The organism is Paraburkholderia sp. BGA-UO-ETr-F21 (assembly GCF_059567925.1).
This window is the reverse complement of the sequence record NZ_JCAQOY010000005.1, coordinates 1-26238: the sequence shown is the minus strand read 5'-3', so window position 1 is coordinate 26238 and position 26238 is coordinate 1. Positions and strand designations below refer to the sequence as shown.

24 protein-coding genes and 1 pseudogene are annotated in these 26238 nt (G+C 62.9%); 10 read left to right on the top strand and 15 right to left on the bottom strand.

Going from position 1 to position 26238, the window contains the following annotated elements; translation table 11 throughout:
* Nucleotides 1–218: 218 nt before the first annotated feature.
* On the top strand, nt 219–554 hold the full coding sequence (locus AC57B1_RS01580) for a DUF4148 domain-containing protein (protein WP_091796729.1): 336 nt from the start codon (nt 219–221) through the stop codon (nt 552–554).
* A 163-nt stretch (nt 555–717) separates the two neighbouring features.
* Here AC57B1_RS01580 and AC57B1_RS01575 read toward each other — a convergent pair whose 3' ends face one another.
* Nucleotides 718–1113 carry an acyl-CoA thioesterase gene (locus AC57B1_RS01575; RefSeq protein ID WP_091796728.1) on the bottom strand — a complete coding sequence of 132 codons (396 nt, stop codon included), beginning with the start codon at nt 1111–1113 and terminating at the stop codon, nt 718–720.
* A 284-nt stretch (nt 1114–1397) separates the two neighbouring features.
* On the opposite strand from AC57B1_RS01575, the gene AC57B1_RS01570 reads away from it, so the two are divergent.
* Nucleotides 1398–3287: an ABCB family ABC transporter ATP-binding protein/permease gene (locus AC57B1_RS01570; protein WP_496416374.1), complete on the top strand. Its 1890-nt coding sequence runs from the start codon at nt 1398–1400 to the stop codon at nt 3285–3287.
* Nucleotides 3288–3445: 158 nt separating this feature from the next.
* On the opposite strand, the gene murU is transcribed toward AC57B1_RS01570, so the two are convergent.
* On the bottom strand, nt 3446–4171 hold the full coding sequence (murU, locus tag AC57B1_RS01565; RefSeq protein WP_496416373.1) for an N-acetylmuramate alpha-1-phosphate uridylyltransferase MurU: 726 nt from the start codon (nt 4169–4171) through the stop codon (nt 3446–3448).
* Between the two features lie 3 nt (nt 4172–4174).
* On the bottom strand, nt 4175–5266 hold the full coding sequence (locus AC57B1_RS01560) for an aminoglycoside phosphotransferase family protein (RefSeq protein WP_496416372.1): 1092 nt from the start codon (nt 5264–5266) through the stop codon (nt 4175–4177).
* 222 nt (nt 5267–5488) lie between these two features.
* On the opposite strand from AC57B1_RS01560, the gene AC57B1_RS01555 reads away from it, so the two are divergent.
* The 4 genes from AC57B1_RS01555 (at nt 5489) to rsmA (ending at nt 11292) form a co-directional block, all read left to right on the top strand.
* Nucleotides 5489–7858: an LPS-assembly protein LptD gene (locus AC57B1_RS01555; protein WP_408353451.1), complete on the top strand. Its 2370-nt coding sequence runs from the start codon at nt 5489–5491 to the stop codon at nt 7856–7858.
* A 67-nt stretch (nt 7859–7925) separates the two neighbouring features.
* On the top strand, nt 7926–9287 hold the full coding sequence (locus tag AC57B1_RS01550; protein ID WP_496416371.1) for a peptidylprolyl isomerase: 1362 nt from the start codon (nt 7926–7928) through the stop codon (nt 9285–9287).
* 5 nt (nt 9288–9292) lie between these two features.
* The gene (gene pdxA / locus AC57B1_RS01545; protein ID WP_496416370.1) at nt 9293–10303 is read left to right on the top strand and encodes a 4-hydroxythreonine-4-phosphate dehydrogenase PdxA; all 1011 of its coding nucleotides are present in this window, start codon (nt 9293–9295) and stop codon (nt 10301–10303) included.
* Between the two features lie 158 nt (nt 10304–10461).
* Complete coding sequence (gene rsmA, locus AC57B1_RS01540) at nt 10462–11292, top strand: 16S rRNA (adenine(1518)-N(6)/adenine(1519)-N(6))-dimethyltransferase RsmA (protein ID WP_408186503.1); 831 nt, start codon at nt 10462–10464, stop codon at nt 11290–11292.
* A 38-nt stretch (nt 11293–11330) separates the two neighbouring features.
* Here rsmA and AC57B1_RS01535 read toward each other — a convergent pair whose 3' ends face one another.
* Nucleotides 11331–12266: a DMT family transporter gene (locus tag AC57B1_RS01535; protein WP_496416369.1), complete on the bottom strand. Its 936-nt coding sequence runs from the start codon at nt 12264–12266 to the stop codon at nt 11331–11333.
* A 349-nt stretch (nt 12267–12615) separates the two neighbouring features.
* On the opposite strand from AC57B1_RS01535, the gene AC57B1_RS01530 reads away from it, so the two are divergent.
* The 3 genes from AC57B1_RS01530 (at nt 12616) to AC57B1_RS01520 (ending at nt 14639) form a co-directional block, all read left to right on the top strand.
* On the top strand, nt 12616–13737 hold the full coding sequence (locus AC57B1_RS01530; protein WP_496416368.1) for a porin: 1122 nt from the start codon (nt 12616–12618) through the stop codon (nt 13735–13737).
* Between the two features lie 87 nt (nt 13738–13824).
* Nucleotides 13825–14211, top strand: coding sequence for a lactoylglutathione lyase (gene gloA / locus AC57B1_RS01525; protein ID WP_091796718.1), 387 nt, complete (start codon nt 13825–13827; stop codon nt 14209–14211).
* A 29-nt stretch (nt 14212–14240) separates the two neighbouring features.
* Nucleotides 14241–14639 carry a hypothetical protein gene (locus AC57B1_RS01520; RefSeq protein ID WP_408353460.1) on the top strand — a complete coding sequence of 133 codons (399 nt, stop codon included), beginning with the start codon at nt 14241–14243 and terminating at the stop codon, nt 14637–14639.
* A gap of 70 nt (nt 14640–14709) precedes the next feature.
* Here AC57B1_RS01520 and AC57B1_RS01515 read toward each other — a convergent pair whose 3' ends face one another.
* The 11 genes from AC57B1_RS01515 to AC57B1_RS01465 all read right to left on the bottom strand — a co-directional run bounded on the left by AC57B1_RS01515 (nt 14710) and on the right by AC57B1_RS01465 (nt 25855).
* Complete coding sequence (locus AC57B1_RS01515) at nt 14710–15612, bottom strand: M48 family metallopeptidase (protein ID WP_496416367.1); 903 nt, start codon at nt 15610–15612, stop codon at nt 14710–14712.
* A gap of 44 nt (nt 15613–15656) precedes the next feature.
* Nucleotides 15657–16415, bottom strand: coding sequence for a lysophospholipid acyltransferase family protein (locus AC57B1_RS01510; protein ID WP_091796715.1), 759 nt, complete (start codon nt 16413–16415; stop codon nt 15657–15659).
* A 40-nt stretch (nt 16416–16455) separates the two neighbouring features.
* Nucleotides 16456–17010, bottom strand: coding sequence for a D-glycero-beta-D-manno-heptose 1,7-bisphosphate 7-phosphatase (gene gmhB, locus AC57B1_RS01505; protein WP_091796714.1), 555 nt, complete (start codon nt 17008–17010; stop codon nt 16456–16458).
* Nucleotides 17011–17020: 10 nt separating this feature from the next.
* Nucleotides 17021–19120 (bottom strand): glycine--tRNA ligase subunit beta, encoded by a 2100-nt coding sequence (glyS, locus tag AC57B1_RS01500; protein WP_496416366.1) that lies wholly within the window; start codon nt 19118–19120, stop codon nt 17021–17023.
* A 20-nt stretch (nt 19121–19140) separates the two neighbouring features.
* The gene (gene glyQ / locus AC57B1_RS01495; RefSeq protein WP_408186525.1) at nt 19141–20148 is read right to left on the bottom strand and encodes a glycine--tRNA ligase subunit alpha; all 1008 of its coding nucleotides are present in this window, start codon (nt 20146–20148) and stop codon (nt 19141–19143) included.
* 209 nt (nt 20149–20357) lie between these two features.
* Nucleotides 20358–20675, bottom strand: a complete 318-nt coding sequence (locus AC57B1_RS01490) for a hypothetical protein (protein WP_496416365.1) — start codon at nt 20673–20675, stop codon at nt 20358–20360.
* Nucleotides 20672–21394, bottom strand: coding sequence for a peptidoglycan recognition protein family protein (locus AC57B1_RS01485; protein WP_496416364.1), 723 nt, complete (start codon nt 21392–21394; stop codon nt 20672–20674). Before AC57B1_RS01485 ends, AC57B1_RS01490 begins: the two co-directional genes overlap by 4 nt.
* Nucleotides 21395–21396: 2 nt before the next feature.
* Nucleotides 21397–21972 carry a PAAR domain-containing protein gene (locus AC57B1_RS01480; protein ID WP_496416363.1) on the bottom strand — a complete coding sequence of 192 codons (576 nt, stop codon included), beginning with the start codon at nt 21970–21972 and terminating at the stop codon, nt 21397–21399.
* A 351-nt stretch (nt 21973–22323) separates the two neighbouring features.
* Nucleotides 22324–23934, bottom strand: coding sequence for an FMN-binding glutamate synthase family protein (locus AC57B1_RS01475; protein ID WP_091796712.1), 1611 nt, complete (start codon nt 23932–23934; stop codon nt 22324–22326).
* A 213-nt stretch (nt 23935–24147) separates the two neighbouring features.
* Nucleotides 24148–25293, bottom strand: coding sequence for a tRNA 2-thiouridine(34) synthase MnmA (gene mnmA, locus AC57B1_RS01470; RefSeq protein WP_091796711.1), 1146 nt, complete (start codon nt 25291–25293; stop codon nt 24148–24150).
* 70 nt (nt 25294–25363) lie between these two features.
* Complete coding sequence (locus tag AC57B1_RS01465; RefSeq protein WP_496416362.1) at nt 25364–25855, bottom strand: NUDIX hydrolase; 492 nt, start codon at nt 25853–25855, stop codon at nt 25364–25366.
* A gap of 241 nt (nt 25856–26096) precedes the next feature.
* On the opposite strand from AC57B1_RS01465, the pseudogene AC57B1_RS01460 reads away from it, so the two are divergent.
* Nucleotides 26097–26238, top strand: a pseudogene (locus AC57B1_RS01460) (NAD(P)(+) transhydrogenase (Re/Si-specific) subunit alpha); the annotation flags it as partial.

Genomic DNA, 26238 nt, shown 5'->3' with positions numbered 1-26238 from the left:
TTCGACGCACCGCCTTCGACGCTGGCGTTTCGAAAATGCGACGCTTGTAACGACGTTTTCGAAAAGCGCCTCGTCGGATATATTGATGTTTCCCATCTCAGACCGCGCTGGGAACCACGAAGCACCGATTCACGTGGCGTTGCGCCCGCCTTTCGCTGCTTGCACCGGGTGATGGGCGTTTCGCCATCGACTATTCGCCAATCCGACTGGAGAGAACAATGACGTCGTCACCTGCAAAGAAACTGTCTGTGTTGCTGGCATCGGTTGTATTGAGCGTGGCGTGTGCCGCGCCGGCGTTCGCGCAAAGCGGCGGCGGTGGTGGCCCGGCGGGGAACGATTCCGACGCGGCGATACCGTCGGCCGCATCGAAAGCGGCTCCGTCCACCAAGGCTGAGCGCAAGGCCGCGCGCAAACAGGCGCGGGCGAAGAAAAACGCCGAGTTGAAAAAGTTGGAGGCCAACGGCTATCAGCCGTCGCGTAACGATCCGAACTATCCGAACGATATTCAGAACGCGCAGAAGAAGGCAGGAATTGGCGCGGCGGCGAGCCAGTAAGCAGGTTCAGCGCATGACGGTGCAGCCGAGGTAGAAGCCAAAGCCAAAGCCAAAGCCAAAGCCAAAGCCAAAGCCAAAGCCGAAGCCGAAGCCAAAGCCAAAGCCGAAGCCAAAAGACAACGAGGCGCTAAAAGCGCCTCGTTTTTCGTTTACCGCGAGCCGCTCAATCCAGCGCCGGCAACGCGCGCGGACGCCGGTCGCTGTCTGTCGCGACATAGGTCAGCGTGGCTTCGGTGACCTTCACGAGGTCTTCGGTCAGGCTCATGCGCTGCGCGTAGACCTCGACCTCGACGGTGACCGAGGTATTGCCCGTCTTGACGATATCCGCGTAAAAGCTGAGCAGATCGCCGACGAACACCGGCTGTTTGAACACGAACGAATTGACCGCGATGGTCGCCACCCGCCCGTTGGCGCGGCGGCTTGCCGGGATCGAGCCGGCAATGTCCACTTGCGCCATGATCCAGCCGCCGAACACGTCGCCGTGGACGTTCGCATCCGAAGGCTGCGGCACCACGCGCAGCGCGCAGTGCTTTTGCGGGAGTTGAAGAAGATCGGTCATCGGGGCACCCTTGAGAAACGTGTTGGTTCGGTCGGCTGGACCAGCGGGCGGGGCAATTCACGACAACGGTACGGCACGCACCGCGCGGCTAACGTGCCACCTACGGCCGGACAACCCATGAAAAGCGGCGCCAGCCGGCTTCTGCGACAATAGAAAGATCAGGAATTGTACGGGAAAGCGCCCAGCCGGGTCGCGCGACAAAATGCAGTGTGCCGGGTCGGCATGCGGCGGTCGGCGCGCCGCTGCGAACTCCGGCCTTTCCACACTCTCCCCAGCCGATCCCCATGCGCCGCTCGCCCTCGTCCGAACCTTCTCCGATCTCCACCCAGCCGCGCAACGACTGGCAGACGATTCTTTCGCTGCTGCCGTACCTCGCCACGTATAAATGGCGAGTCGCCTTCGCGCTGAGCTGCCTGATCGGTGCGAAGGTCGCCAATCTGGGGGTGCCGATCGTCATGAAGCGGATCGTCGACAGCCTCGCCTCGGTGCAACATCTCACCGCGCTCGGCCGCGCCAACGATTCGCCGGCCATCGTTCTGCTGGGCGGCGTCGGCCTGCTGGTGGTCGCGTATGCGGTGGTGCGGTTGTCCACGTCGCTGTTCACCGAACTGCGCGAGATTCTGTTCTCGAAGGTGACCGAGAGCGCGGTGCGCCAACTGGCGCTGAAAGTGTTCCGCCATCTGCATGCGCTGTCGCTGCGCTTTCATCTCGAACGGCAGACGGGCGGCATGTCGCGTGATATCGAGCGCGGCACGCGCGGCATCACGCAACTGATCTCGTATTCGCTGTACAGCATTCTGCCGACGCTCGTCGAAGTCGGCCTCGTGCTCGGCTTTTTCGTCGTCAAATACGAGGCGTATTACGCGGTGGTCACGTTCATCGCGCTCGCGGTGTACATCGTCTTCACGGTGAAAGTGACGGAGTGGCGCACGCATTTTCGCCGCACCATGAATGATCTCGATTCGAAAGCGAATTCGCGCGCGATCGATTCGCTGCTGAACTACGAGACGGTCAAGTATTTCGGCAACGAAGAGTGGGAAGCGAGCCGTTACGACGAAAACCTGAAGCGCTATCGCACGGCGGCGATCAAGTCGCAGCGCTCGCTGTCGGCGCTGAATTTCGGGCAGCAGGCGATCATCGGTACGGGGCTGGTGTTCATTCTGTGGCGCGCTACGCAAGGCGTGATGGCCGGTCGTCTCACGCTCGGCGATCTGGTGTTGATCAACACCTTCATGCTGCAGCTTTATATTCCGCTGAATTTTCTCGGCGTGGTGTACCGCGAGTTGAAGCAGAGTCTCACCGATATGGACCGCATGTTCACGCTGCTCGGCGCGGCGCAGGAAGTGCCGGACGTGGACGGTGCGCCCGCGCTCCGCGTGAACGGCGCGCAGGTGCGCTTCGAACATGTGAATTTCGCGTACGAGCCGGCGCGCCAGATTCTGCACGACGTGAGCTTCACGATTCCGGCGGGGACCACGACGGCGGTGGTCGGCCATAGCGGCTCGGGGAAGTCGACCCTCGCGCGGCTCATGTTCCGCTTCTACGATCTGGACCGCGCGACGGGCGGCGCGATCACCATCGACGGTCAGGATATTCGTGACGTCACGCAGGATTCGCTGCGCGCGTCGATCGGCATCGTGCCGCAGGACACGGTGTTGTTCAACGACTCGATCTACTACAACATCGCTTACGGCCGGCCGTCGGCGACGCGCGAGGAAGTGATTGCGGCGGCGCGCGCGGCGCATATTCACGAGTTCATCGAGGGGCTGCCGAAGGGCTATGAGACGCCGGTCGGCGAGCGCGGTCTGAAGTTGTCGGGCGGTGAAAAGCAGCGCGTGGCGATTGCGCGGACCATCCTCAAGAATCCGCCGATCCTGTTGTTCGACGAAGCGACCTCGGCGCTCGATTCACGTTCCGAGCGCGCCATTCAGCACGAGCTCGATCTGATCGCCCGCGAGCGCACCACGCTGATCATCGCGCACCGGCTTTCGACCGTCGTGCATGCACAGCAGATCATCGTGATGGACAAAGGGCGGATCGTCGAGCGCGGCACGCATGCGGAGTTGTTGCGCGCAAACGGCCTGTTCGCGCAGATGTGGGCTTTGCAGCAGCAGCGCGCAAGTGAGGCGCCGGAACAGGTGGAAACGGTCGATGCGGAAGGGCGTGGGCGATAGGCTTGGGTGAAGCGTTTTGCGTTGCCGCCTGGGAATTGGCGCGGAGTTAAGGTCGAGAGTTGAGAGCCAAACGCCAAACGCCAAACGCCAAACGCCAAACGCCAAACGCCAAACGCCAAACGCCAAACGCCAAACGCCAAACGCCAAACGCCAAACGCCTAGCGCGCCCCAGCCAGCGCGCGCAAACGCTGATCCAGCTCGCCTAACTGCGCGGGCGTGCCGACGTTCTCCCACAGACCCTCGTACAGCTCACCGCTCGCCAGACCGCGTGCAATGGTGTCGCGATAATACGGCGTGAGCGCGCGCCGCGTGCCGTGCGGCAGATCGCGGAACATGCGGGTGTCGTATAGCCCGATGTTGCCGAACGTGAAGCGCGGCTCGCCCTCGAGCGAGAGCGCGCCGTCGGCCAGGCCGAAGTCGCCGACCGGATGAAACGCCGGATTCGGCACCATCACGAGATGCATGCCCGGCTCGGGCAAGGCCGCGAGTTTTTCCGCGCGAGCATTCAGCGTGGCGTAGTCGAAGTCGGCGTACACGTCGCCGCTGACCGCGACGAACACTTCGCTCGCGCCGTTATCTTCGAGCAACGGCAACGCCTGCACGATGCCGCCCGCGGTTTCCAGCGCCTCGCGTTCGGCCGAGTAGCGCAACGCCACCTGCCAGCGCGAGCCGTCGCCGAGTGTGGCCTCGATCTGCTCGCCGAGCCACGCGTGATTGATCACGATGGTGCGAAAGCCCGCCTGCGCGAGCCGTTCGATCTGCCAGACGATCAGCGGCTTGCCGCCCACTTCGAGCAAAGGCTTGGGACGCGTGTCGGTCAACGGACGCATGCGCTCGCCGCGGCCGGCGGCGAAAATCATCGCTTTCTTCAGGAACATCGTCATCGGTCAGAAGGTGTAGCCGACTTCATTCGCGCGGCCTTCGAGATCGTCGAGCAGCTTCGCGAACGGACGCAGCGGTGCATAACGATCGGCCACCTTGCGCGCATAGCCGATGAAACGCGGCAGGTCCTTCATGTAGTGCGGTTTGCCGTCGCGATAGTTGATCCGGCAGAAAAGCCCCAGCACCTTGATATGCCGTTGCAAACCCATCCATTCGACCTGGCGGTAGAACTCGCCGAAATCGGCATCCACCGGCAGGCCGGCTTTTTTCGCCCGCTCCCAGTAGTACACGAAGCAATCCAGCTCGAACTCCTCGTCCCAGCTCAGGAAAGCGTCGCGCAAAAGCGACGCGACGTCGTAGGTGATCGGGCCGTATACCGCGTCCTGGAAATCCAGCACGCCGGGGTTGACCGCGGGGTGTCCAGGCTCCGGCTCGGCGGCGATCATCAGATTGCGCGGCATGAAGTCGCGCAGCATGAACACCTGCGGCTGCGCGCGGGCGCTCGCGATCAGCAGCGCGAAGGTGCGATCCAGCACGCCGCGGGTCTTTTCGTCGGCCTCACGGCCCAGATGCCGGCCGAGAAACCATTCCGGCATCAACTCCATCTCGCGGCGCAGGAACGCTTCGTCGAAGGGCGGCAGCACGTCTTCGCGCGACGTGAGCTGCCAGCGGATCAACGCGTCGAGCGCGTCACGCATCAGCGTGCGGGCGCGGCGCGAGTCGCCAGCGCTTTGCGCTTCGGTCAGCGCGCCGAGGTACGACGCGGTGCCCAGATCCGTGACCAGCATGAGGCCGGCCTCGAAATCGACCTCCAGCACGCGCGGCACGTACACGCCGGCGGCCTCGAGCAACTGCGCGACCTGCACAAATTCGCGGCACTTTTCGGGCGGCGGGGCGTCGACGGCGATCAGGGTGGCGCGGCTTTCGCCTTCCGCCGCCTTACCGGCGAGCCGGAAATAACGCCGGAAACTGGCGTCTGACGAAGCCGGAACGAGGGTGTCGAGCTCGAGCGCATAGCGCGCCGCATGGCCTTTCAGCCAGGCTTTGAGCAGTTCGAGACGGGGATCGGTGGAGTCTTGGAGTGGGGGCAGCGTCATGAAAACCGGCGGCAAATTCAGAGGGGCAACGTCTTGCCATATAATACCCCACGACTTTTTTGACGCGGCTCACGCCGGCTTTCGCGACTTCCGCTTTACCGCCCGCCTCATCGTTCGACAGATTGTAAATATTGATGTGCAGCCGACTGTCACGGTCGGGGTGTGCAGGCGGTGGACCGTGACTGCAGAAGCTGACGGACGAGCCGATTCGCCAAACGATACATGCCGCCTAGACAGCTTTCCCAAACGATTCCCTCTTGTGCCCCAGCGCCGCGCAAAAGGCGGCTCGTCGCGGCGTTGATCGCCGTTCCGGGCCTGATGCCCGCGCTTGCGCACGCCCAGCTGGTGGGGGAAGCTGCGCAGCCGCAACCCATCGACGCGCCCTGGGGCATGCAGCTCGCCCCGCAGCTCGAAGAGCGTCCGTTGCAGCCGGGCCAGAAGCCGGCCACGTTCGTGCTCGGCGATACGACGAGCGGCACGACGGACCAGGACATGGCCGCCAAGGGTTCGGCCGAGGTGCGCCGCAATACGGTCGTGATCAAGGCCGACGCGCTGCACTATGACCAGGACACGGACATGGCCGACGCGTACGGCTCGGTCCACGTGGTCAACAACGGTAATTCCTTCGTCGGGCCGGAAGCGCATATGCGCGTGGATTCGAGCGAAGGCTTCATGACCGCGCCGAAGTACCACTTCAACGTGACGGGCGGCTCGGGCAGCGCGGAGCGCGTCGACCTGCTCGACAACGAGCGCTCGGTTTTCACGAAAGGCACCTACACGGCCTGCGCATGCGCGGACGATCCGGCCTGGTACATCAAGGGCAGCGAGTTCGATTTCGACACCGGAGCGGACGAAGGCGTCGCCCATAACGGCGTGCTGTTCTTCCAGGGCTTTCCGGTGTTCGCCTCGCCGTGGCTGTCGTTCCCGCTTTCGGGCGAACGGCGCAGCGGGATTTTGCCGCCCACGTTCTCGGTGAGTTCGTCGAACGGCTTCGAACTGTCGGTGCCGTATTACTTCAACATCGCGCCGAATCGCGATCTGACGCTCACGCCGCGTCTGATCTCCAAGCGCGGCGTGCAGTTGCAGTCCACGTTCCGTTATCTGTCGCCCACGTATTCCGGCTCGATCACCGGCGAATTCCTGCCTGACGATCACCTGACCAAGACCAACCGCTACGCGCTGTACATCCAGCACAACCAGAACTTCGGCAACGGGTTCGGCGGCTACATCTACTACAACAAGGTTTCGGACAACACGTATCCGGAAGACCTGTCGTCGTCGGTCAATCAGTTCATGAACGGCACCCAGCTCCTGTATCAACAGGAAGCCGGGTTGACCTACAACAACGGCCCGTGGTCGGTGCTCGCGCGCGAACAGCACTGGCAGACGCTCACGCCGTCCGTGGCGCCGTACGGCCGCGAGCCGCAGTTGAACGTGAAGTACGCGAAGTACAACGTCGGCGGCTTCGACTACGGCGCGGAAGCCGACTACACGAATTTCCGCATCACCACCGCGGACATGACCGAAGGTCAGCGGGTGATGTTCAACCCGTACCTGTCGTATTCGGTGGTCGGGCCGGGTTACTTCGTCACGCCGAAGGTGCAATGGCACTTTGCGTCGTACAACCTGAACCACCTGAGCGCCGCCGACGTCGCGGCCGGCACGCCGAAAAACTTTACCGAATCGATCCCGACTCTCTCCTTCGATACGGGACTGATCTTCGACCGCTCGGTGCGGATCTTCGGTCAGGATTACATCCAGACGCTCGAACCGCGCCTGTACTACGTGTACACGCCGTATCGCAACCAGCAGTCGGCGCCGCTGTTCGACACGGCCGAGTCCGACTTCGGGCTCGCGGAAATCTTCACGCCGAACACCTTCGTCGGCAACGACCGGATCGCCGACGCGAACCGCCTGACGGCCGCCCTCACCACGCGTTTCATCGACGCGGCCACGGGCGACGAACGGGCGCGTTTCGTGATCGCGCAGCAGTATTACTTCCAGGATCAGCGGGTCACGCTGCAGTCGACCCAGACCAGCGCGCAGGCCACGCATTCGGACCTGATCGCGGGTGCGTCCTTCAAGCTCGGCGCGGGTTTCGCTTCGGAAACGGCGTTCCAATATAATGCCGACAACAACCAGTTGGTGAAAACGAGCGTCGGCTTCGGGTTCAGTCCGGCGACCGGCAAGGTGATCAACGTCGCGTATCGCTACACCCGCGCGAACACCACGCTGGACAACACGCCAATCAATCAGGTGCTGATTTCGGGGCAATGGCCGCTCGCCCACCGGGTGTACGGGGTGGGCCGTTTCAATTACGACCTCGGCGGACATCGGATCGTCGACGGTCTGGTCGGCCTGCAGTACGACGCCGACTGCTGGACGCTCGGCGCGGGGATTCAACGCTACGCGAACGGCCTGAACACCTCGGGGCAGAATCAGTCGAGCACGCGGTTTCTCGCGCAGTTGACGTTCAAGGGCTTGTCGAGCGTCGACAACGGGCTGATGACCGCATTCCGCAGCAGCGTGGCGGGCTATACGCCGTTGCCGCCGCCGCCGGCGCCGGAATCGCGTTTCACCAACTACGAATGACGCTCACCCGATCATTCATAAAATGCGAAAAGACGGGCCAGGCGCGCCCGACATCATTGGAGTATCTGTGGCAATCATGAAAAAGCTTCGCTTGGCAACGCTTGCGGCCGGTCTTGCCGCCGCGGCGTCTTTCCTGTCGGTTGCGCCGGTGCAGGCGCAGGCGCTCTCCGGCAGTGGCGGCCAGACGGTCGACACCATTGCCGCAGTGGTCAACAACGGTGTCATCACGCGGCGCGAACTCGACGAACGCATGGGCCTGATCACCCGCCGCCTGAATCAGCAGAACGCGCCGGTCCCGCCGATGGACCAGCTGCGCCAGCAGGTGCTCAACCAGATGGTGCTGGAGCGCATCCAGTTGCAGAAGGCGAAAGAAGACGGCATCAATATCGACGACGCCACCGTGCAAAGAACGCTCGAACGGCTTGCCGCGGCGAACAACCTGACGCTCGACGTGTACCGCTCGCGGATCGAGGCGCAAGGCGTGCCCTGGAGCACCTTCACCGGCGACGCGCGGACCGAGCTCACGCTCTCGCGCCTGCGCGAGAAGGAAGTGGACAGCAAGGTCACGGTCTCGGACGCCGAGGTCGCGAACTATATCGCCAGCCAGCGCGGCCCGAACGCCGGCCAGACGAGCGACCTGCATCTGCAGCACATTTTCATCAAGGCGCCGCTGAACGCGTCGGAGACCGATATCGAAGCGGCGCAGAAAAAGGCGCAGGCCCTGCTTGCCGAAGCCAAGGGCGGCACCAACTTCGAAAAGCTGGCGAAGTCGAATTCGCAGGCGCCAGATGCATCGAAAGGCGGCGATACGGGTTTCCTTTCGCCGGCCAAGTTGCCGCCTGAATTCGTCACCGCTGCCTCGACATTGCGCCCCGGCCAGATCAATCCGGATCTGATCCGCACCAACGACGGTTTCGAAATCGTGCGTCTGGTCGATCGCCGAGCCGGGCAGGGCACCAGTTCGGATGCGCCGAAGCTCGTGCAAACGCACGTGCGCCACATTCTGCTGCGCGTCGGCGACGGCATGTCGGAGCCGCAAGCACGTCAGAAGCTGCTCGAAATCAAGAACCAGATCGCTGCGGGCGGCGACTTCGCCAAGTTCGCGCACACCTACTCGCAAGACGGTTCGTCGTCGCAAGGCGGTGACCTTGGCTGGATCAGCCCGGGCGAGACGGTGCCGGAATTCGAGCGCGCCATGAACAGCCTGCAGGACGGCCAGATCAGCGACCCGGTTCGCAGCGAATACGGCTACCATCTGATTCAGGTGCTGGGCCGCCGCGAATCCGAAGGCTCGGTTTCGCAGCAAATGGATCTGGCGCGCCAGGCCATCGGTCAGCGCAAAGCGGAACAGGCCTACGCCGACTGGTTGCGCGCACTGCGCGACACCGCGTATGTGGAAGTGAAGCCCACGCTGTCGAGCACGCAATAACCGTTATGACAACCGCCGCCCAGTCCGCCCGCCCACCGTTGCAGATCGCGATCACGACCGGCGAGCCCGCCGGCGTCGGCCCCGAGCTGACGGCGCAGGCGCTCGCCGGCGCGGCGGCGCACTGGCCCCACGCGCAGTTCACCGTGCTCGGCGACGCGGACCTGCTCGCCGAACGCGCGCGCGCCGTGGGCGTCGATTGGAGCGCTTTGGTGGCGGATAGCAAGCGCGTGCGTCTGCAACACCGGCCGCTTGCGGCGCCTGCTGTCGCGGGCAAGCTGGACGCGGCCAACGGCCGCTACGTGCTCGATCTGCTCGACAGCGCAATAGACGGAGCGCTGGCCGGCACGTTCGACGCGATCGTTACCGCGCCGCTGCAAAAGAGCACCATCAACGACGCCGGCGTGCCGTTCACCGGCCACACGGAGTATCTGGCCGAGCGCACGCACACACCGCGCGTGGTGATGATGCTGGCCGGCACCGGCAAGCGCCCGTTGCGCGTCGCGCTGGCCACCACGCATCTGCCGCTCAAGGATGTCTCCGCGGCGTTGTCGATCGAAGGCATTCTGGAGACGCTGCGCATCATCGATCACGATTTGCGGCATCACTTCGGTTTGCCGGCGCCGCGCATTCTCGTGACCGGGCTGAATCCGCACGCGGGCGAAAACGGCTATCTTGGCCGCGAGGAAATCGAGGTCATTTCACCGGCGCTGAAGCTCGCGAACGAGCAGGGCATCGACGCGCGCGGTCCCTACCCGGCTGACACGCTGTTCCAGCCGCGTTACCTTGAGCAGGCCGACTGCGTGCTGGCCATGTTCCACGACCAGGGCCTGCCGGTGTTGAAGTACGCCACGTTCGGCGAAGGCATCAATATCACGCTCGGTTTGCCGATCATCCGCACCTCGGTCGATCACGGCACCGCGCTCGATCTGGCCGGCACGGGGCGTGCCGACGCGGGCAGCCTGATTGCCGCGATCGAGACAGCGGTGTCGATGGCGCAGCACCGCCGCGCGGGCTGATCCGGCGCCACCGCACGGGCTTCTTGCGCGCGCCTGGCGCGTTTTTTACCATGTACGCTGCCGCCAGCCGCGGGCGCGGCATGGCGGGCGCCCGCGAGAAAGCGCGTCGGGCAGCAGGTTCCTTTTCTTAAGCAGTTCTCTTTCTTAGCGTTTCTTCGATGTCCACCAGCAGACAGCAACAGGGCCGGCACCAAGGTCATATCGCGCGCAAGCGTTTCGGTCAGAATTTTCTGGTCGACATGGGCGTGATCGACTCGATCGTCGACGTCATCCGGCCGCAGCGCGGCGAGCGCATGGTCGAGATCGGACCGGGCCTCGGTGCGCTCACCGAACCGCTGATCGAGCGTCTGGCGACGCCGGAAGCGCCCTTGCACGCGGTCGAACTGGACCGCGATCTGATCGGCCGTCTGAAGACGAAATTCGGCGACCTGCTCGAACTGCATGCGGGCGACGCGCTCGCGTTCGACTTCGGCTCGCTGGCCGCGCCAGGCGACAAGGCGTCGCTGCGCATTGTCGGCAATCTGCCGTACAACATTTCGAGCCCGCTGCTGTTTCATCTGACTTCGTTCGCGCATCGCGTGATCGATCAGCACTTCATGTTGCAGAACGAAGTGGTCGAGCGGATGGTGGCGGAGCCAGGCACCAAGGCGTTCAGCCGTCTCTCGGTGATGCTGCAATACCGGTACGTGATCGACAAGCAACTCGACGTGCCGCCCGACGCATTCAACCCGCCGCCGAAAGTCGATTCGGCGATCGTGCGCATGATCCCGTACGAACTGCATGAACTGCCGCCCGTCGACGAGCGTGTGCTCGGCGAAGTGGTGACGGCCGCGTTCTCGCAGCGCCGCAAGATGCTGCGCAACACGCTCGCTGCGTATCGCGATTCGGTGGATTTCGAAGCGCTCGGCTTCGACCTGCAGCGCCGCGCCGAAGACGTGCCGGTGGCCGAATATGTGCGCGTCGCGCAGATCGTGGCGGGCAAGGCCTGAGCGCCAAAGCCAAAGCCAGGCCCTGGTAAACTCGAACGCTAGGCCGTCACACGCCTTGCCGGTGCATTGACCAGCGCGATGCCGGTCAGCACCAGCACCGCGGCCATCAGAAAGCGCACGCTGAACGACTCGCCGAGCAGCAGCACACCGAAGCTCACGCCGAACAGCGGCGTGAGAAACGAGAATACCGACAGGCGTGACGCGATATAGCGCGTCAGCAACCAGAACCACACCAGATAGCTGACGAACGCCACAATCACGGCCTGATACGCGAGGCTCACCACCGCCAGCGGCGTGACGGTTTCCACGCGCGCCTGGCCAAGCCCGAGGGCAAGCGCGAGCAGGACTACCGCCGACACCGTCAGTTGATAGAACAGCGTCTTGCTGGCGCTCGAATGAGCGAGGCGTGTGGCGCGCACCACCACGGTCGTCGCGGCCCACGCAATACCGGCCAGCACGCCGAGCGCGTCGCCGGCGACACCCTTCAGCACCGAACCCTGCGCGGCGTGGCCATGCAGGAAGCCGTCCGCGAAAGCGAGCGCCATGCCCGTGAACGCGACGAAGATACCGAGCCACTGAATGCGCCGCATGCGCTCGCCGTCGACGAACCAGTGCAGGCCGAGTGCCGTGAAGCACGGCGCGGTGTAAAGAAAGACCGCCATGCGCGACGCACTGGTCAGCGTCAGGCCGAGAAAAATGCACACGAACTCACTGGCGAACAGCACGCCCGCGAGCACGCCGGCGCCCAGGGTGCCGTCGTCGCGAAAGAGCGGCGTGCCGCGTGAGCGCGCCCAGCCCCACACGAGCACGGCCGCGATCGCCGAGCGCACGCCGGCCTGAAAGACCGGCGGCAGCGCGATGTTGGTGCTTTTGATCGCAACTTGCTGGAGCCCCCAGATCGCGCACAGGCCGATCATCAAGAGGATGGCGAAGCTATCCGGGGCGCGACGTGCGGGCAGGGCGGAGGTGCTCATGGGCTGAGTGGAGGCGGGGACAGGTCGTACGATAGCAAACCCGTCCGCTCAACCGTCCGATGACCCCACCGCCTACGCGTGCTTCGTACAGGCCGCAAGTTTTTTGCCGATTTCACGACACCCGCGCAACACCTACCTCAGACTAATTTCGCACTATTGCCGTTTCGCGCTAAGGTTCAGCCACTACCGTTTCGTCAGGACATTCGCGCCGGCTGCATGCGGTGCGGTGCAAGGCTTCTCAGTACGAAGAATGCGAAGAACAGGCGGCCAGCGCAACGGACTGATTCGTTGCTCCGCCGAAGCAGACTGACCCTCTCCGCGCAGCGCGGAACCTGTACGAGGAAAAGCGATGAAGAACGTAGGCAGGTGGGCAGCGGGCGCAGTGCCCGCGGCGTTGGCGTCGTTGGCATGCCAGATGGCGCACGCGCAATCCAGCGTGACGCTGTACGGCGTGGTCGATGAGAGCGTGCGCTATCTGACTCACGTCAACGCGGCCGGCGATTCGTCGATCGGACTCGGCAACGGTGGCATGACGCAAAGCCGTTGGGGCCTGAAAGGCGTCGAAGATCTGGGCGGCGGCTGGTCTACTTTCTTCAAGCTCGAAAACCGCATCTATATCAACAGCGGGCAAAGCGATCCCACGCTGCCGTTCTTCAACGAAGCGCAGGTCGGCGTGCGTTCGGACTCCTACGGCCAGATCATCCTCGGCCGTCAATACAACGTGGTGATCGAAGGCGTCACGGTGGCCGGCTACGGCAGCAACTCCTGGATCCCGTACGACTTCAGCTTTCAACCTGAAGTGACAATGACGGGCGGCATCTGGACCAGCAACCAGGTGCAATATCAGGCGAGATATAACGGCTTTACGTTCGCGGCCGGTTACGCGTTCGGCGGCAACGCGGGCAATTCCTACGGCAGCCAGATCGGCGCGGCCGCGGCTTATAAACCGGAAGGCGGGCCGTTCAGCGTGGGCGGCGCGTACGAAGAGTCGAAGGACTCTGTCAACGGCGCGGCCGCGAAGACATGGACATTCGGCGGCGCGTACACCTGGAATCTCACGCGCTTTTCCGCCGGCTACATCGTCAACCAGAACGATGCGGGCTTTTCGAATTTCGCCAACGGGCCGTTCACCGCACCGGTGCTGGCCGCGCTCAAGTACACGGACTTTGCGCGGCGCCGCATGATCCTGGGCGGCATCACGCAGCAGGTCAGCAACAAGTGGCACTTCGCCGCGAATGTCTGGCGCACGCTGCAGGACGGCAAGACCGCCGCGCAGGACGGCTCAGCCTGGCAGTACCAACTGGTCGCCGACTACAACCTCTCCAAACGCACCGACATCTATCTGGAAGGCGACTATGCGATCTATCGGGGCGGTCTGATCGGAGCGCAATTGCAAGGCGTCAACGGCGTCGGGCTCGCGCAGAAGGGCACGCAGATCGGCTTGATGGCAGGCGTGCGGCATCAGTTCTGAGCATCGGTTCACGAGCGGCGCGCTCTGCAGCGGTGCGTGATTCCGGGTACATTGACGGTCTCGCTATCATGCAACAGGGAGTGCACCATGCGCCTGCTTCACACTATGCTCCGGGTCGGCGACCTGGATCGTTCCATTGCCTTCTACACCGAACTGCTCGGCATGAAACTGCTGCGCCGCGACGATTATCCGGACGGCAAGTTCACGCTGGCATTCGTCGGTTACGAAGATGAGCGCGACGGCACCGTGCTCGAACTCACGCACAACTGGGACACGCCCTCGTACGATCTTGGCACCGGTTTTGGCCACCTCGCCGTCGAAGTGGACGACGCGTACGCCGCATGTGACAAGATCAAGGCACAAGGCGGCACGGTTGTGCGCGAAGCGGGCCCGATGAAACACGGCACGACCGTGATCGCTTTCGTTACCGACCCGGACGGCTACAAGATCGAGTTCATCCAGAAGAAGAAATAATAGAGCAGGCCGTGGGGCGAGGTTAGACGATGAATAACAGCAATCCCTACTTCAACGAACTCGACGAGATCCACGTCGAAATCGAGGCCCTGTTCAACGGTTCCGCGGATGAAGGCGCGCTGCAAAGAATCATGGCGCGCTTCGCTCCGCAGTTCACGCTGGTCATGACTTCGGGTGCCGCACTCGATCACGCCGGTTTGCGCGAGACATTTTCGAAGCTGCGCGGCGCGCGTCCAGGCGCGCACATCACCATTCGCGACAAGGAGATCGTCGCCGAATACCCGTCAGGGGCGGTGGTGAAATATCGCGAGTATCAGCGCGACAAAACCGGCTACGCGAACGTGCGGCGCTCCACGGCGGTGATGGATCTCGACGCGCACGGCAAGGTGACGTGGCGTCATTTGCAGGAAACTTTCTGCTCGGAGTGAGCGGAAGAATGTGACAAGCCGGTGCTTCAGTTTGAAACTGAAGCGCCGGTTTCAACGCGCAAGGAAGGGGCTAAAGCGTCGGCAGCAATTCCGGCGGATGCGACTTCAACGTCTGCCGCGCCTCGCGGAATTCCGGAAAAATCGATTCGACTGTTTGCCAGAAACGCGGGCTGTGATTCATTTCACGCAGATGCGCGAGTTCGTGAGCGACGACGTAATCGATGATGGAAAGCGGAAAGTGAATCAACCGCCAGTTCAGGCGAATCTTGCCGTCACTCGAACAACTGCCCCAACGCGTGGCCGCTGAAGAAAGCGCATACGCGCGATAGTTCACGCCCAGCTTCTCCGCGTAGATCGCGAGGCGCTCGCCGAACAGGCGCTTCGCTTCGCCTTGCAGCCACCCTTGCACGCGGTCCTTGATCTGCTGCGGATCCGCTTGCAACGGCAGCGGCACTTGCAGCGCCGCGTCGTTCGCGCTGAACGCGAGCGTGCCTTGCGGCGAGCCGAGCTTCACGCGCACGGGCTGCCCCAGATAGGGCACCTCGGCGCCATCTTTCCAGTCGACCTTCGGCAACGCGCGTTGCTCGACACGCGTTTGCCATTCGATCAGCTTCGTGAAAATCCAGCGCTGTTTTTCGGTGATCGCGGTTTCGATATCGGCGAGCGTAACCCAACGCGGTGCCGTGATCGTGAGACCCGTGCTGTCGATCGCAAAGCCGATCGAGCGTCGCGCCGAACGCTTGAGCACGTAATGCAGCGTGCGTGAGCCGATCGCGAGGCTGCGCAGCTTGCTGCCATCTGGTGCGAGCAGCACGGCCGGTTGCTGGCTCGCCGGCGAGCCCTGCAAAGAGCCAGACGAGTGTGCGGAAGGTGAAGGGGACGACGACGTCGACCCCGGCTCGGCAAAGAGCGGGAGATCGAGCTGCCGGTTATCGAGCGCCGCAGCGTGCTGCGGCGTAGGAGACTTCTGCATCGGATTCGGCTTCGCGCTAATACGCCTTCTAGGGCGTGGGCGCGTCAGATTGGTGCGGCGGCGGAACTGCTTTCCGCCGCGCGGTACGCGGTAGGATCGATGCGACGCATTTCAGCTTCGATCCACCGTTCGACGCGCGTGTTCACTTCATCGGGCGTGAGCCCCGTCGTGTCGATCGGCTTGCCGATCGACACTGTGACTATACCCGCATATTTGAGAAACGAGTTGCGCGGCCACACGCGTCCTGCGTTGTGCGCGATCGGTACGACCGGCGCGCCGGTTGCCGTCGCGAAGCGCGCGCCCCCGGTTTTGTACTTGCCTTGCTTGCCGGTCGGCGTGCGCGTGCCTTCCGGAAACATGATGACCCAAGCGCCTTCCGCCATGCGTGCCTTGCCCTGTTTGATGACCGATTCGAACGCGTACTTGCCTTCCTTGCGATCGATGTGAACCATCTTCAGCATGCCGAGCGCCCAGCCGAAGAACGGTACATACAGCAGTTCGCGCTTGAACACATAGCACAGCGGCCGGGGCATGAGCGCCGGAAACGCCAGCGTTTCCCATGCCGACTGATGCTTGGACAGCAGCACGGCGGGACCGTTGGGCAGGTTCTCCATGCCCTCGATCCGGTAGCGGATGCCGTTGAGCCAACGCACCGTATGCAGCGTCGCGCGGCACCAGCCGGCCGCCATCCAGTAGCGCTTGTCGGCGCGCATGAACGGAAACGCGATGAAGCATGCCGTCGCGTACGGCACCGTGAAGAGAACGAAGTAGATCAGCAGAAGCAAAGAACGGATGAAGCGCATCGGCGTGGTCAGTGAGGGATGGGGACGCGCGTGGCGCGCGTCACTCTTGAGCGTCGGCGAGGAAGTCGAGCGCGAAGGCACGCAGATCGTCGTGCACGATCGTGCCTTCAGGCAAGTTGCCGGCCGCGAGCGTTTTGCGACCCTTGCCGGTCAGCACCAGATGAGTCGGATGGCCGAGCGAAGCGCCCGCTTGCAGATCGCGTTTGGAGTCGCCGACCACCGGCGTATGTTCCGGATCGACTTCGAAACGTTCGGCGATCATCTTCAGCATGCCGGGCTTCGGCTTGCGGCACTCGCAGTGGTCTTCCGCCGTGTGCGGGCAGAAGAACACCGCGTCGATGCGCCCGCCGACCGCGGCCGCCATGCGGTGCATCTTCAGATGCATCGCATTGAGCGCGTTCATGTCAAACAGGCCGCGGCCGATGCCCGACTGGTTGGTCGCGATCGCCACGCGATAGCCCGCCTGATTCAGACGCGCGATGGCTTCCAGCGAACCGGGCAGGGCAACCCATTCGTCCGGCGACTTGATGAACGCGTCGGAGTCGACGTTGATCACGCCGTCGCGGTCGAGGATCACCACTTTTTTGGTCGGCATGGCGCGGTGCTCAGGCGGCGAGTCGGGAAATGTCGGCGACGCAGTTCATCTGCTGATGCAGTGCGCCGAGCAGGGCCAGACGGTTGGCGCGCAACGCCGGATCTTCGGCGTTGACCATCACGTCGTTGAAGAACGTGTCGACCGGTTCGCGCAACGCGGCGAGCGCGGTCAGCGCACCCGTGTAGTCGCGTGCGGCCAGTTGCGATTGCACGCGCGGCGCGACCTGTTCGAGTTGCGCATGCAAGGCTTTTTCCGGCGCTTCGACCAGCAACGTGACCTGCACACCGCCGGTCGCCGCGCCTTCCGACTTCTTCAGGATGTTCGAGATGCGCTTGTTGGCCGCCGCGAGCGAAGCCGCTTCAGCCAGCGACGCGAATTCGCGCACGGCATCCAGACGCGCGACGATGTCGTCCAGACGCGTGGGATTCAGCGCCAGCACCGCGTCGATTTCGCCAACTGCATAGCCGCGCTCGCGCAGCAGACCGCGCAGGCGGTCCATGCTGAACTCGTAGATCGCTTGCGTCGAATCGGCGACGTTCGGCACCGCGGCGAATTGCGCGTAAGCCGTGCGCAGCAGTTCGACCAGATCGACCGGCAGTTGCTTCTCGACGAGAATGCGCAGCACGCCGAGCGCGTGACGGCGCAGCGCGAACGGGTCTTTCTCGCCGGTGGGTTGCAGGCCGATACCCCAGATGCCGACCAGCGTTTCGAGCTTGTCGGCGAGCGCGACGACGGTGCCGGTTGCGGTGGTGGGCAACGCGTCGCCAGAGAAACGCGGCTGATAATGCTCCGAGCACGCGAGCGCGACTTCTTCCGGCTCGCCGTCGTGGCGGGCGTAGTACGTGCCCATCGTGCCTTGCAGTTCGGGGAATTCGCCCACCATGTCGGTGATCAGGTCTGCCTTGGCCAGACGCGCGGCGCGCTTTGCAAGCGCCACGTCCGCGCCGATCAGTTCGGCAATCGCGCCGGCCAGCGCTTCGACGCGCTCGACGCGTTGCAGCGCCGAGCCCAGCTTGTTGTGATACACCACGTTCGCGAGCAGCGGCACGCGATCGGCGAGCGTCTTCTTCTTGTCCTGCTCGAAGAAGAACTTCGCGTCGGCCAGACGCGGACGCACCACGCGCTCATTGCCTTCGACGATATCGCCCGGCGTAGCCGTTTCGATATTCGACACGATCAGGAAGCGCGAACGCAGCTTGCCGTTCGCATCGGTCAGCGCGAAGTATTTCTGGTTGGTCTGCATGGTGAGGATCAGGCATTCCTGCGGCACTTGCAGGAATTCGTCCTCGAAACGGCACGCGTAGACCACCGGCCATTCAACCAGCGAGGTCACTTCGTCCAGCAGCGATTCCGGCATCACCACCTGGTCGCCGTTGGCTTGCGCGAGCAGATGCGTGCGGATGGCAGCCTTGCGGTCGGCGAAATTCGCGACCACGCGGCCTTTGTGCAGCAGCGTCTCGGCGTACGAATCCGCGTGCTGGATCTGCACGAAACCTTCGGAGAGGAAGCGATGGCCGAGCGTGGTGTCGTCGGCGTCGATGCCGAGCGCGCTCACCGGCACGACCTGTTCGCCATGCAGCGCGGTCAGGCGATGCGCCGGACGCACGAACTGCACATTGGTGCCGTCCGGGCGCTGATAGGTCATGACCTTCGGAATGGGCAGCTTGGCGAGCGTTTCGTCGAGCGCGCCTTGCAGGCCTTCGGCGAGCGTGGCGCCGGGCGCGGCGTAGCGCAGGAAGAAGGCTTCGGCCTTGCCGTCCTGCGCGCGCTCCAGGTCGCTTACCGAAAAATCGGGGAAGCCGAGCGCGGCCAGTTTCTTGGCGAGCGGCGCGGTGGGCTGGCCGTCTTTATCCAGCGCGACAGAAACCGGCAGCACTTTTTCGCGCACGTGTTTTTCCGGCGCGACCGCGCGCACGTTTTTGATCGTGACTGCGAGGCGGCGTGGCGTGGCATAACGTTCGAACGACAGTTCGCCTTCGACCAGGTCGCGCGCCGCGAGGCGCTGTGCAATGCCTTCGGCGAAGGCGTCGCCGAGACGCGCGAGCGCTTTGGGCGGCAGTTCTTCGGTCAGCAGCTCGACGAGCAGGGTGGCTTGATGGGGTTGAGTCATTTCCTGGTGTTCTCGTCTCGTCAGTCTTGGTCGATCTTGCGTTCGACTTTCAGCGGCGGCGCCCATGCGGGCATCGCGGCGTCCTGTTCGTCAGTCGTGAGGCCGGGCACGCCGTGCACCGGATTGCCGAGCATCGGGAAGCCGAGCTTTTCGCGCGAGTCGTAATAAGCCTGGGCGACCAGCTTCGACAGTGCGCGAATGCGGCCGATATACGCCGCGCGTTCCGTGACCGAAATGGCGCCGCGTGCGTCGAGCAGGTTGAACGTGTGGCCGGCCTTCAGCACGAGTTCATACGCCGGCAGCGCGATCTGCGCTTCGATCATGCGCTTGGCTTCGGCTTCGTAGCTGTTGAAGATCGAGAACAGCAACTCGACGTTCGCGTATTCGAAGTTGTAGGTGGACTGCTCGACTTCGTTCTGATGGTAGACATCGCCATAAGTCAGGCGGCGCAGTTCCGGGCCGTTCGGGCCTTGCTCTTCCCACTCCGTCCAGACGAGGTCGTAGACATTCTCGACCTTCTGCAAATACATGGCGAGGCGCTCGAGGCCGTATGTGATTTCGCCGAGCACCGGCTTGCAGTCGAGACCGCCGACCTGCTGGAAGTAGGTGAACTGGGTCACTTCCATGCCGTTCAGCCACACTTCCCAGCCGAGGCCCCAGGCGCCGAGCGTGGGATTTTCCCAGTCGTCTTCGACAAAGCGCACGTCGTTCTGCTTCAGGTCGAAGCCGAGGGCTTCGAGCGAGCCGAGGTAGAGGTCGAGGATATTTTCCGGCGCCGGCTTGAGCACCACCTGGTACTGGTAGTAATGCTGCAGACGGTTCGGGTTCTCGCCGTAGCGGCCGTCTTTCGGGCGGCGCGACGGTTGCACGTATGCCGCGCGCCACGGCTCGGGACCGACCGCGCGCAGGAAAGTATGGACGTGGGAGGTGCCCGCGCCGACTTCCATGTCGATCGGCTGGAGCAATGCGCAACCCTGCTTGTCCCAGTAGGACTGCATTGTCAGGATGATTTGCTGAAACGTGAGCATGAAGTGCCTTTCGGGCATGGGGCCGCGCCGTGAGCGCCGAAGCGCGCCGGGCTGGCCGTGGAGCGAAGTGCTAAACCGGAGATTTTAACGGAAAGGGAGGGGGGTGTCCGTTTTGGCGGTGGGCGGAGGGGTGGCCCGTTGCGCGCAGCGGGAATTTCGCGGTCGTGGCGCGGGCCCGGCTCAGATTTCTGCCGGCATCCATGAAGTGACTACAGATAGCTGGGAATTTGCGCCTTGCATGCTTCAAGCGATTGTGTAGTGAAGTGGGCTACGCCAAATCGATACTTACAGTAATCGGCAAAGCGGGCACGGTCGACGGACGATAGATGATCGAGTGGCGTATCGTCGCCTTCGTTGGCAAAGGGGTCGTAAAACTTCATCTGGAACGTCGGATATTGCTTAACAAAGAACGTCGTTTGCACTTCGTGGTCCAGGTATGACTCGACGTAGCCGGTGTACGCAATTGCAACGAGGGCTGCGGCAGCACAGCCGATCGCAACGGGCCACTTCTTTCGCAGCACGTTCATGGGACGCTCAAGCCTGTCGATTTTCGTATTTCGTTGACAATTGCCAGGCCGACGTTACCCGGGCATATCTTCCCTTCGCCCAATTGACCGGGAAACTCGCGATGCCCGCCAAGGGTATGAATATCGAAAAACTCTCGCAGAGTGGAAATAAATGCTGTGAGCGCGAGCTTCTGTTTTTCGGGTACGTGCGGTTTTTGTTTGAAGCCGATCGAGTTCAGCAGCTTTGTGATTCGCGCAACGCCGTCGTGCCCCTCGCCTGGTTCTGTCAGATTTTCCAGCAGTACGATTCCGATGACCTCCGAGTTGTAGTTATGCACGTTTTCGCCCTTGAACCTTATATCGCGGCCCTCGAAGATATTCCCGAAACAATCAAGTGCATAGTGATAGCCGATGTCGTCGCTTGCCGCCGTGCTGCGTCCCATCTGCAGATCTTGAATGTCCAGCAACTGGAGTGCTGCAGGTCCGCACGTAAAACTGCGTCCCGCATGATGGATGGCGATCTTGGTGTAATTCCAGTCGTCACGCATGCGAGATGAACGGTTCTTATGCGCAGCCCAGTCGGATCGCTCGACAAAGTTTATACCGGTTTGTCGTATGCGATTGATGATGGCCTGCCGGGTGGCCGCGCGGTTATTGACGGAGATGGAGATGGCATTGCCGGTGTCGCCGTCCAATGTCGTTCGCCCAGCGGTCCAGTGCTCAATTGTGTAGTCTGCCATCCTCACCCTCCCTGGCTGGGTCTGAGTTCACGCTGCGGTGACGAAAAGAGAATGTGGATGCGAAATGTTTCTGACCCGGGCGTCTCAATTAACGCATAACCTTCTTTGTCGGTTCTGGCCCATCGCATCTTGCCTTCAATATCAACTATGAACCGTTGATTTTCTAACGGCTGGCCGGTCACGCTATCCCACACGAACACGCGTTGGGAGTGCATGCGCGGCGGTTGAAAGGCAGGTAGGTCGTTTAGTTGGGGCTCTTTGTTGACGTCAAGCCGTTGCTCGGGCCCAGTGACATCGAACTCCTGAAACATATCTTTCTGAGAAGCGATGATGGTCGGAGATGGCTCGCACTTGCATAGGCAAATGTCGCCTTCCAGTGCCGCGTCCGTGCCCATTATGCTGTTCGGCAAGCGCGGCCCTGTTCCGGAAATAACACCGACAGTCCCGCAGGAGTGGCATTCGACCTTCGCGCCGAGGTAGGTTAATGCCGTGCCATGGTGGGTGCAGGTTTCATCCCCTTCGAGAACAAATCCCCCAGCCGAAGAGCGATCACCTTGTTTCAGGTGGTACCGTCGCATGCGTTTCACCGGTAATCGTGAGTGCTTTCGCGTCGATGCCCGGCCACATCGGCAATCGATACGAGGGCGAGCGTTCGGCCCGCAGCATTGGGTGTGGCCGACGAGCGCGTGGCCTTAATGAAGTCCCCGCGCATCACGCGCATACCGCGGTGAGATGTCCGGGCGAGATGCGCGTGTGTGCCGAGCGGCAATGACGTACAGAGCGGAGCGGGTGTAACCATAACCATCGAATGGAGCAATAGACCTCGTCAATGTACGGTCCATTCTGAAGGTTGTATATAAGACGAATTCTTGTGGATTCTTAAAATCGAACCCGTCTCTGTACGTGGATTAAATGTCGTCCGCGCCGAATCACGTCGCCGCCAACTCCACCTTCGGCGAGAACGAATCGCTTTGCGCCACCGGCCAGTACTTTTCGAACAGCGAGTAACGGTAATTGCCGTTGAGCAGGTCGTTCGGATCGAGATACTTCAGCAAGTCCGACATGAGGCGCACCTCATGCGACGACACGCGCCGCACGATGTGATGCGCGCGCAGTTCCGCCGGATGCTTCAGCCCCGCGGCCTGAATGATTTCCTTCAGCGCATGCAGCGTGTTGTGATGGAAATTGAAAACACGGTCGGCCTTGTCCGGCACCACCAACGCGCGCTGGCGCACCGGGTCTTGCGTCGCGACGCCGGTCGGGCAACGCCCCGTGTGGCAGGTCTGCGCCTGAATGCAGCCCACCGCGAACATGAAGCCGCGCGCCGCATTGACCCAATCGGCGCCGATGGCGAGCGTCTTGGTGATATCGAATGCGGTGATCATCTTGCCGCTCGCGCCGATGCGGATGCGCTGGCGCAAGCCGATGCCCACCAGTGTGTTGTGCACCAGCAGCAGCCCTTCTTGTAACGGCACGCCGACGTGGTCGGTGAATTCCAGTGGCGCCGCGCCGGTGCCGCCTTCCGCGCCGTCCACCACGATGAAGTCCGGCAGGATGCCCGTTTCCAGCATCGCCTTCGCAATGCCGAAAAATTCCCACGGATGCCCGATGCACAGCTTGAACCCGGTCGGCTTGCCGCCCGACAGCGTGCGCAGACGGTCGACGAATTCGAGCAGACCGCGCGGTGTGGAGAACTCCGAGTGCGTGGCCGGCGAGATGCAGTCGCGGCCCATCGGCACGCCGCGCGTTTCGGCGATTTCCGGCGTGATCTTGGCCGCCGGCAGCACGCCGCCGTGACCCGGCTTCGCGCCTTGCGAGAGCTTCACCTCGATCATCTTCACTTGCGGCTCGGCGGCCTGCTTCGCGAACTTCTCCGCGCTGAAAGTGCCGTCGTCGTTGCGGCAGCCGAAGTAGCCCGAAGCGATTTCCCAGATGATGTCGCCGCCGTGCTCGCGGTGATACTTCGACATCGAACCTTCGCCGGTGTCGTGCGCGAAGTTGCCTTTCTTCGCGCCGAGGTTCAGCGCCATGATCGCGTTCGCCGACAGTGAGCCGAAGCTCATTGCCGAGACGTTGAAGATCGACATCGAATAAGGCTGTGCGCGGTCCGGTCCGACCACGACGCGAAAGTCGTGGTGATCGAGCACGGTGGGCGCGAGCGAGTGGCTGATCCATTCGTGCGAGACGGCCTTGACGTCGAGCTCGGTGCCGTACGGTCGGCTGTCGACGTCGTTCTTCGCACGCTGGTAGACGATGCTGCGCTGAGCGCGCGAAAACGGCTTTTCGTCGGTATCGCCTTCAACGAAATACTGACGGATTTCCGGCCGGATGAATTCGAACAGGAAACGGAAGTGCCCCCACAGCGGATAGTTGCGCAGGATCGCGTGACGCTGCTGCGTCAGGTCGAACAGGCCGAGCGCGACCAATGCAAGCGGCACGATGATCCAGAACCACGAGATGTGATGCGTGGCGGCGAGCGCCGCGCAGACCACGAGTAATGCGGCTGCGCACCACATGGCGAGATAACGTCGAGAAAACATGGGGACTCCGTTGCGGTGAGGATCGTCACGGCGGGATCGCCAACGCCGTTGGCGCAGGCGGAATCCGTCGTGCAGGAAGACGGGCGACTGCTTGTCATGGCGAAGCGGGCTGCCGTTGGAAGTGCGAACGCATGAATGCCGCGACCGGGTTCAGACGTGAACGTGCGGCGCGTACGGCGACGCGCTGTATGACTCATCGATTGAAAGCATGGATCAGCGGGTGGTCAGCAATGCCGCTTGTTGCGGCTGGCGTGAGACCGGCTGGCCGGTTACCGCATGTTCGATGATGCCGCCGCCCAGGCACACGTCGCCATCGTAGAGCACGGCGGATTGCCCCGGTGTGACAGCCCATTGCGCCGTGTCGAAATTCAGCTCGAAGAGGCCTTCGCCGGCCCCCGCCGAACTGAACGTGCAGGGCGCGTCCGCTTGCCGGTAGCGGGTCTTCGCGCCGCACGCAAAGCCGTCCGCCGGCGGCTCGCCCGCCACCCAGCTCGTGTTGCCCGCGGACAGCGTATGGCTCAGCAGCCACGGATGATCGTGGCCCTGCGCAACGTAGAGCGTGTTCGACGGGATGTCCTTGCCGGCCACGAACCACGGCTCGCCGCTGCCGTCCTTGCTGCCGCCGAGGCCGATGCCCTTGCGCTGGCCGAACGTGTAGAACGCGAGGCCGATGTGTTCGCCGACCACTTTGCCTTCGGTGGTTTTCATCGGGCCGGGCTTGGTCGGCAGATAGCGGTTCAGGAAGTCGCGGAACGGCCGTTCGCCGATAAAGCAGATGCCGGTCGAGTCTTTCTTCTTCGCATTGGGCAGCGCGATCTGTTCGGCGATTTCGCGCACTTTGGTTTTCGGAATCTCGCCGAGCGGAAACAGCGTTTTCGACAACTGCGCCTGATTCAAGCGGTGCAGGAAGTACGACTGATCTTTCGTATGGTCGAATGCCTTCAGCAGTTCGAAGCGGCCGTTGTTCTCGCGCACGCGCGCATAGTGGCCGGTCGCGATGGTTTCCGCGCCGAGCGACATGGCGTGATCGAGGAACGCCTTGAACTTGATTTCGGCGTTGCACAGCACGTCCGGATTCGGCGTGCGGCCGGCCGAGTATTCGCGCAGGAATTCGGCGAACACGCGGTCCTTGTATTCGGAGGCGAAGTTGACCGCTTCGACGTCGATGCCGATCAGGTCCGCCACCGAGACCACGTCGATCCAGTCCTGCCGCGTCGAGCAGTACTCGCTGTCGTCGTCGTCTTCCCAGTTTTTCATGAACAGGCCGACCACGTCGTAGCCCTGTTCCTTCAGCAGCCACGCGGTAACCGACGAATCGACGCCGCCCGACATGCCTACCACGACTTTCTGCTTGCTCATAAGATGCTCACTGGGTGCTGCTTGCCTTCATGGATCGTGGGTGGGCCGCTCGTGACGGCTGCCGCGATATTCACTGTTTGGGCCCGACCGAATGCGTGTGCACGAAGTCGAGCGGGAAACGCCGGCCCGCGAGGTAGTCGTCCAGACATTGCATGACGAGCGGCGTGCGGTGCCGTTCGGAACAGGCGCGCAATTCGTCGGCGCTCATCCACAATGTGCGGACGATGTCGGGGTCGAGCGCGCGATCCGTGTCCGGCTCGCCGCCCGGGCCGCAATAGGTGAAGCGCAGGTAGGTCACCCCGCCTGCCGCACCCTCGCTGCCGGGACGCTCGAAGTGGGTCATATACATGCCCACCAGTGCCACGGGCACGAACGGATGGGCAGTTTCCTCGAGCGTTTCGCGGATCACGGCTTCGACCAGCGTTTCGCCCGCTTCCAGATGGCCCGCGGGCTGATTCAGGCGCAGGCCCTCGGCGGTATGTTCCTCGACCACGAGGAAGCGCCCGTCACGTTCGACGATGGCCGCGACGGTGACGTGCGGCAGCCAGGTTTCCGGTTTCATGGGTGCACATTTTACCGTTTATGGGCTTCGCCTGCCGGGAAGCGGGCGGCCCGCGGTACCCGGTCCTGCCCATTCGTGGCCCGCCACGACGCAGCCTGCATCCGCCAAGGCCCCCCGCATTGTCCCCGATTTCGGCGCGGCGTCTGTTTCGGTTAAAGTGAGGCGTTAGCCGTTGCACTTGCAAGCCGGCGTGCCTCGTCGGCGGAACTGTCGTAAAACAGGAAGTCGAGGAGGAACAACGATGCACATCGGAGTGCCAGCCGAGACGCGCGCGCACGAAACCCGCGTCGCCGCGACGCCCGAAACGGTCAGGAAGTATGTGAGCCAGGGCCACCGGGTCACGATCCAGAGCGGCGCCGGCACCGGCGCAAGCTTTCCAGACG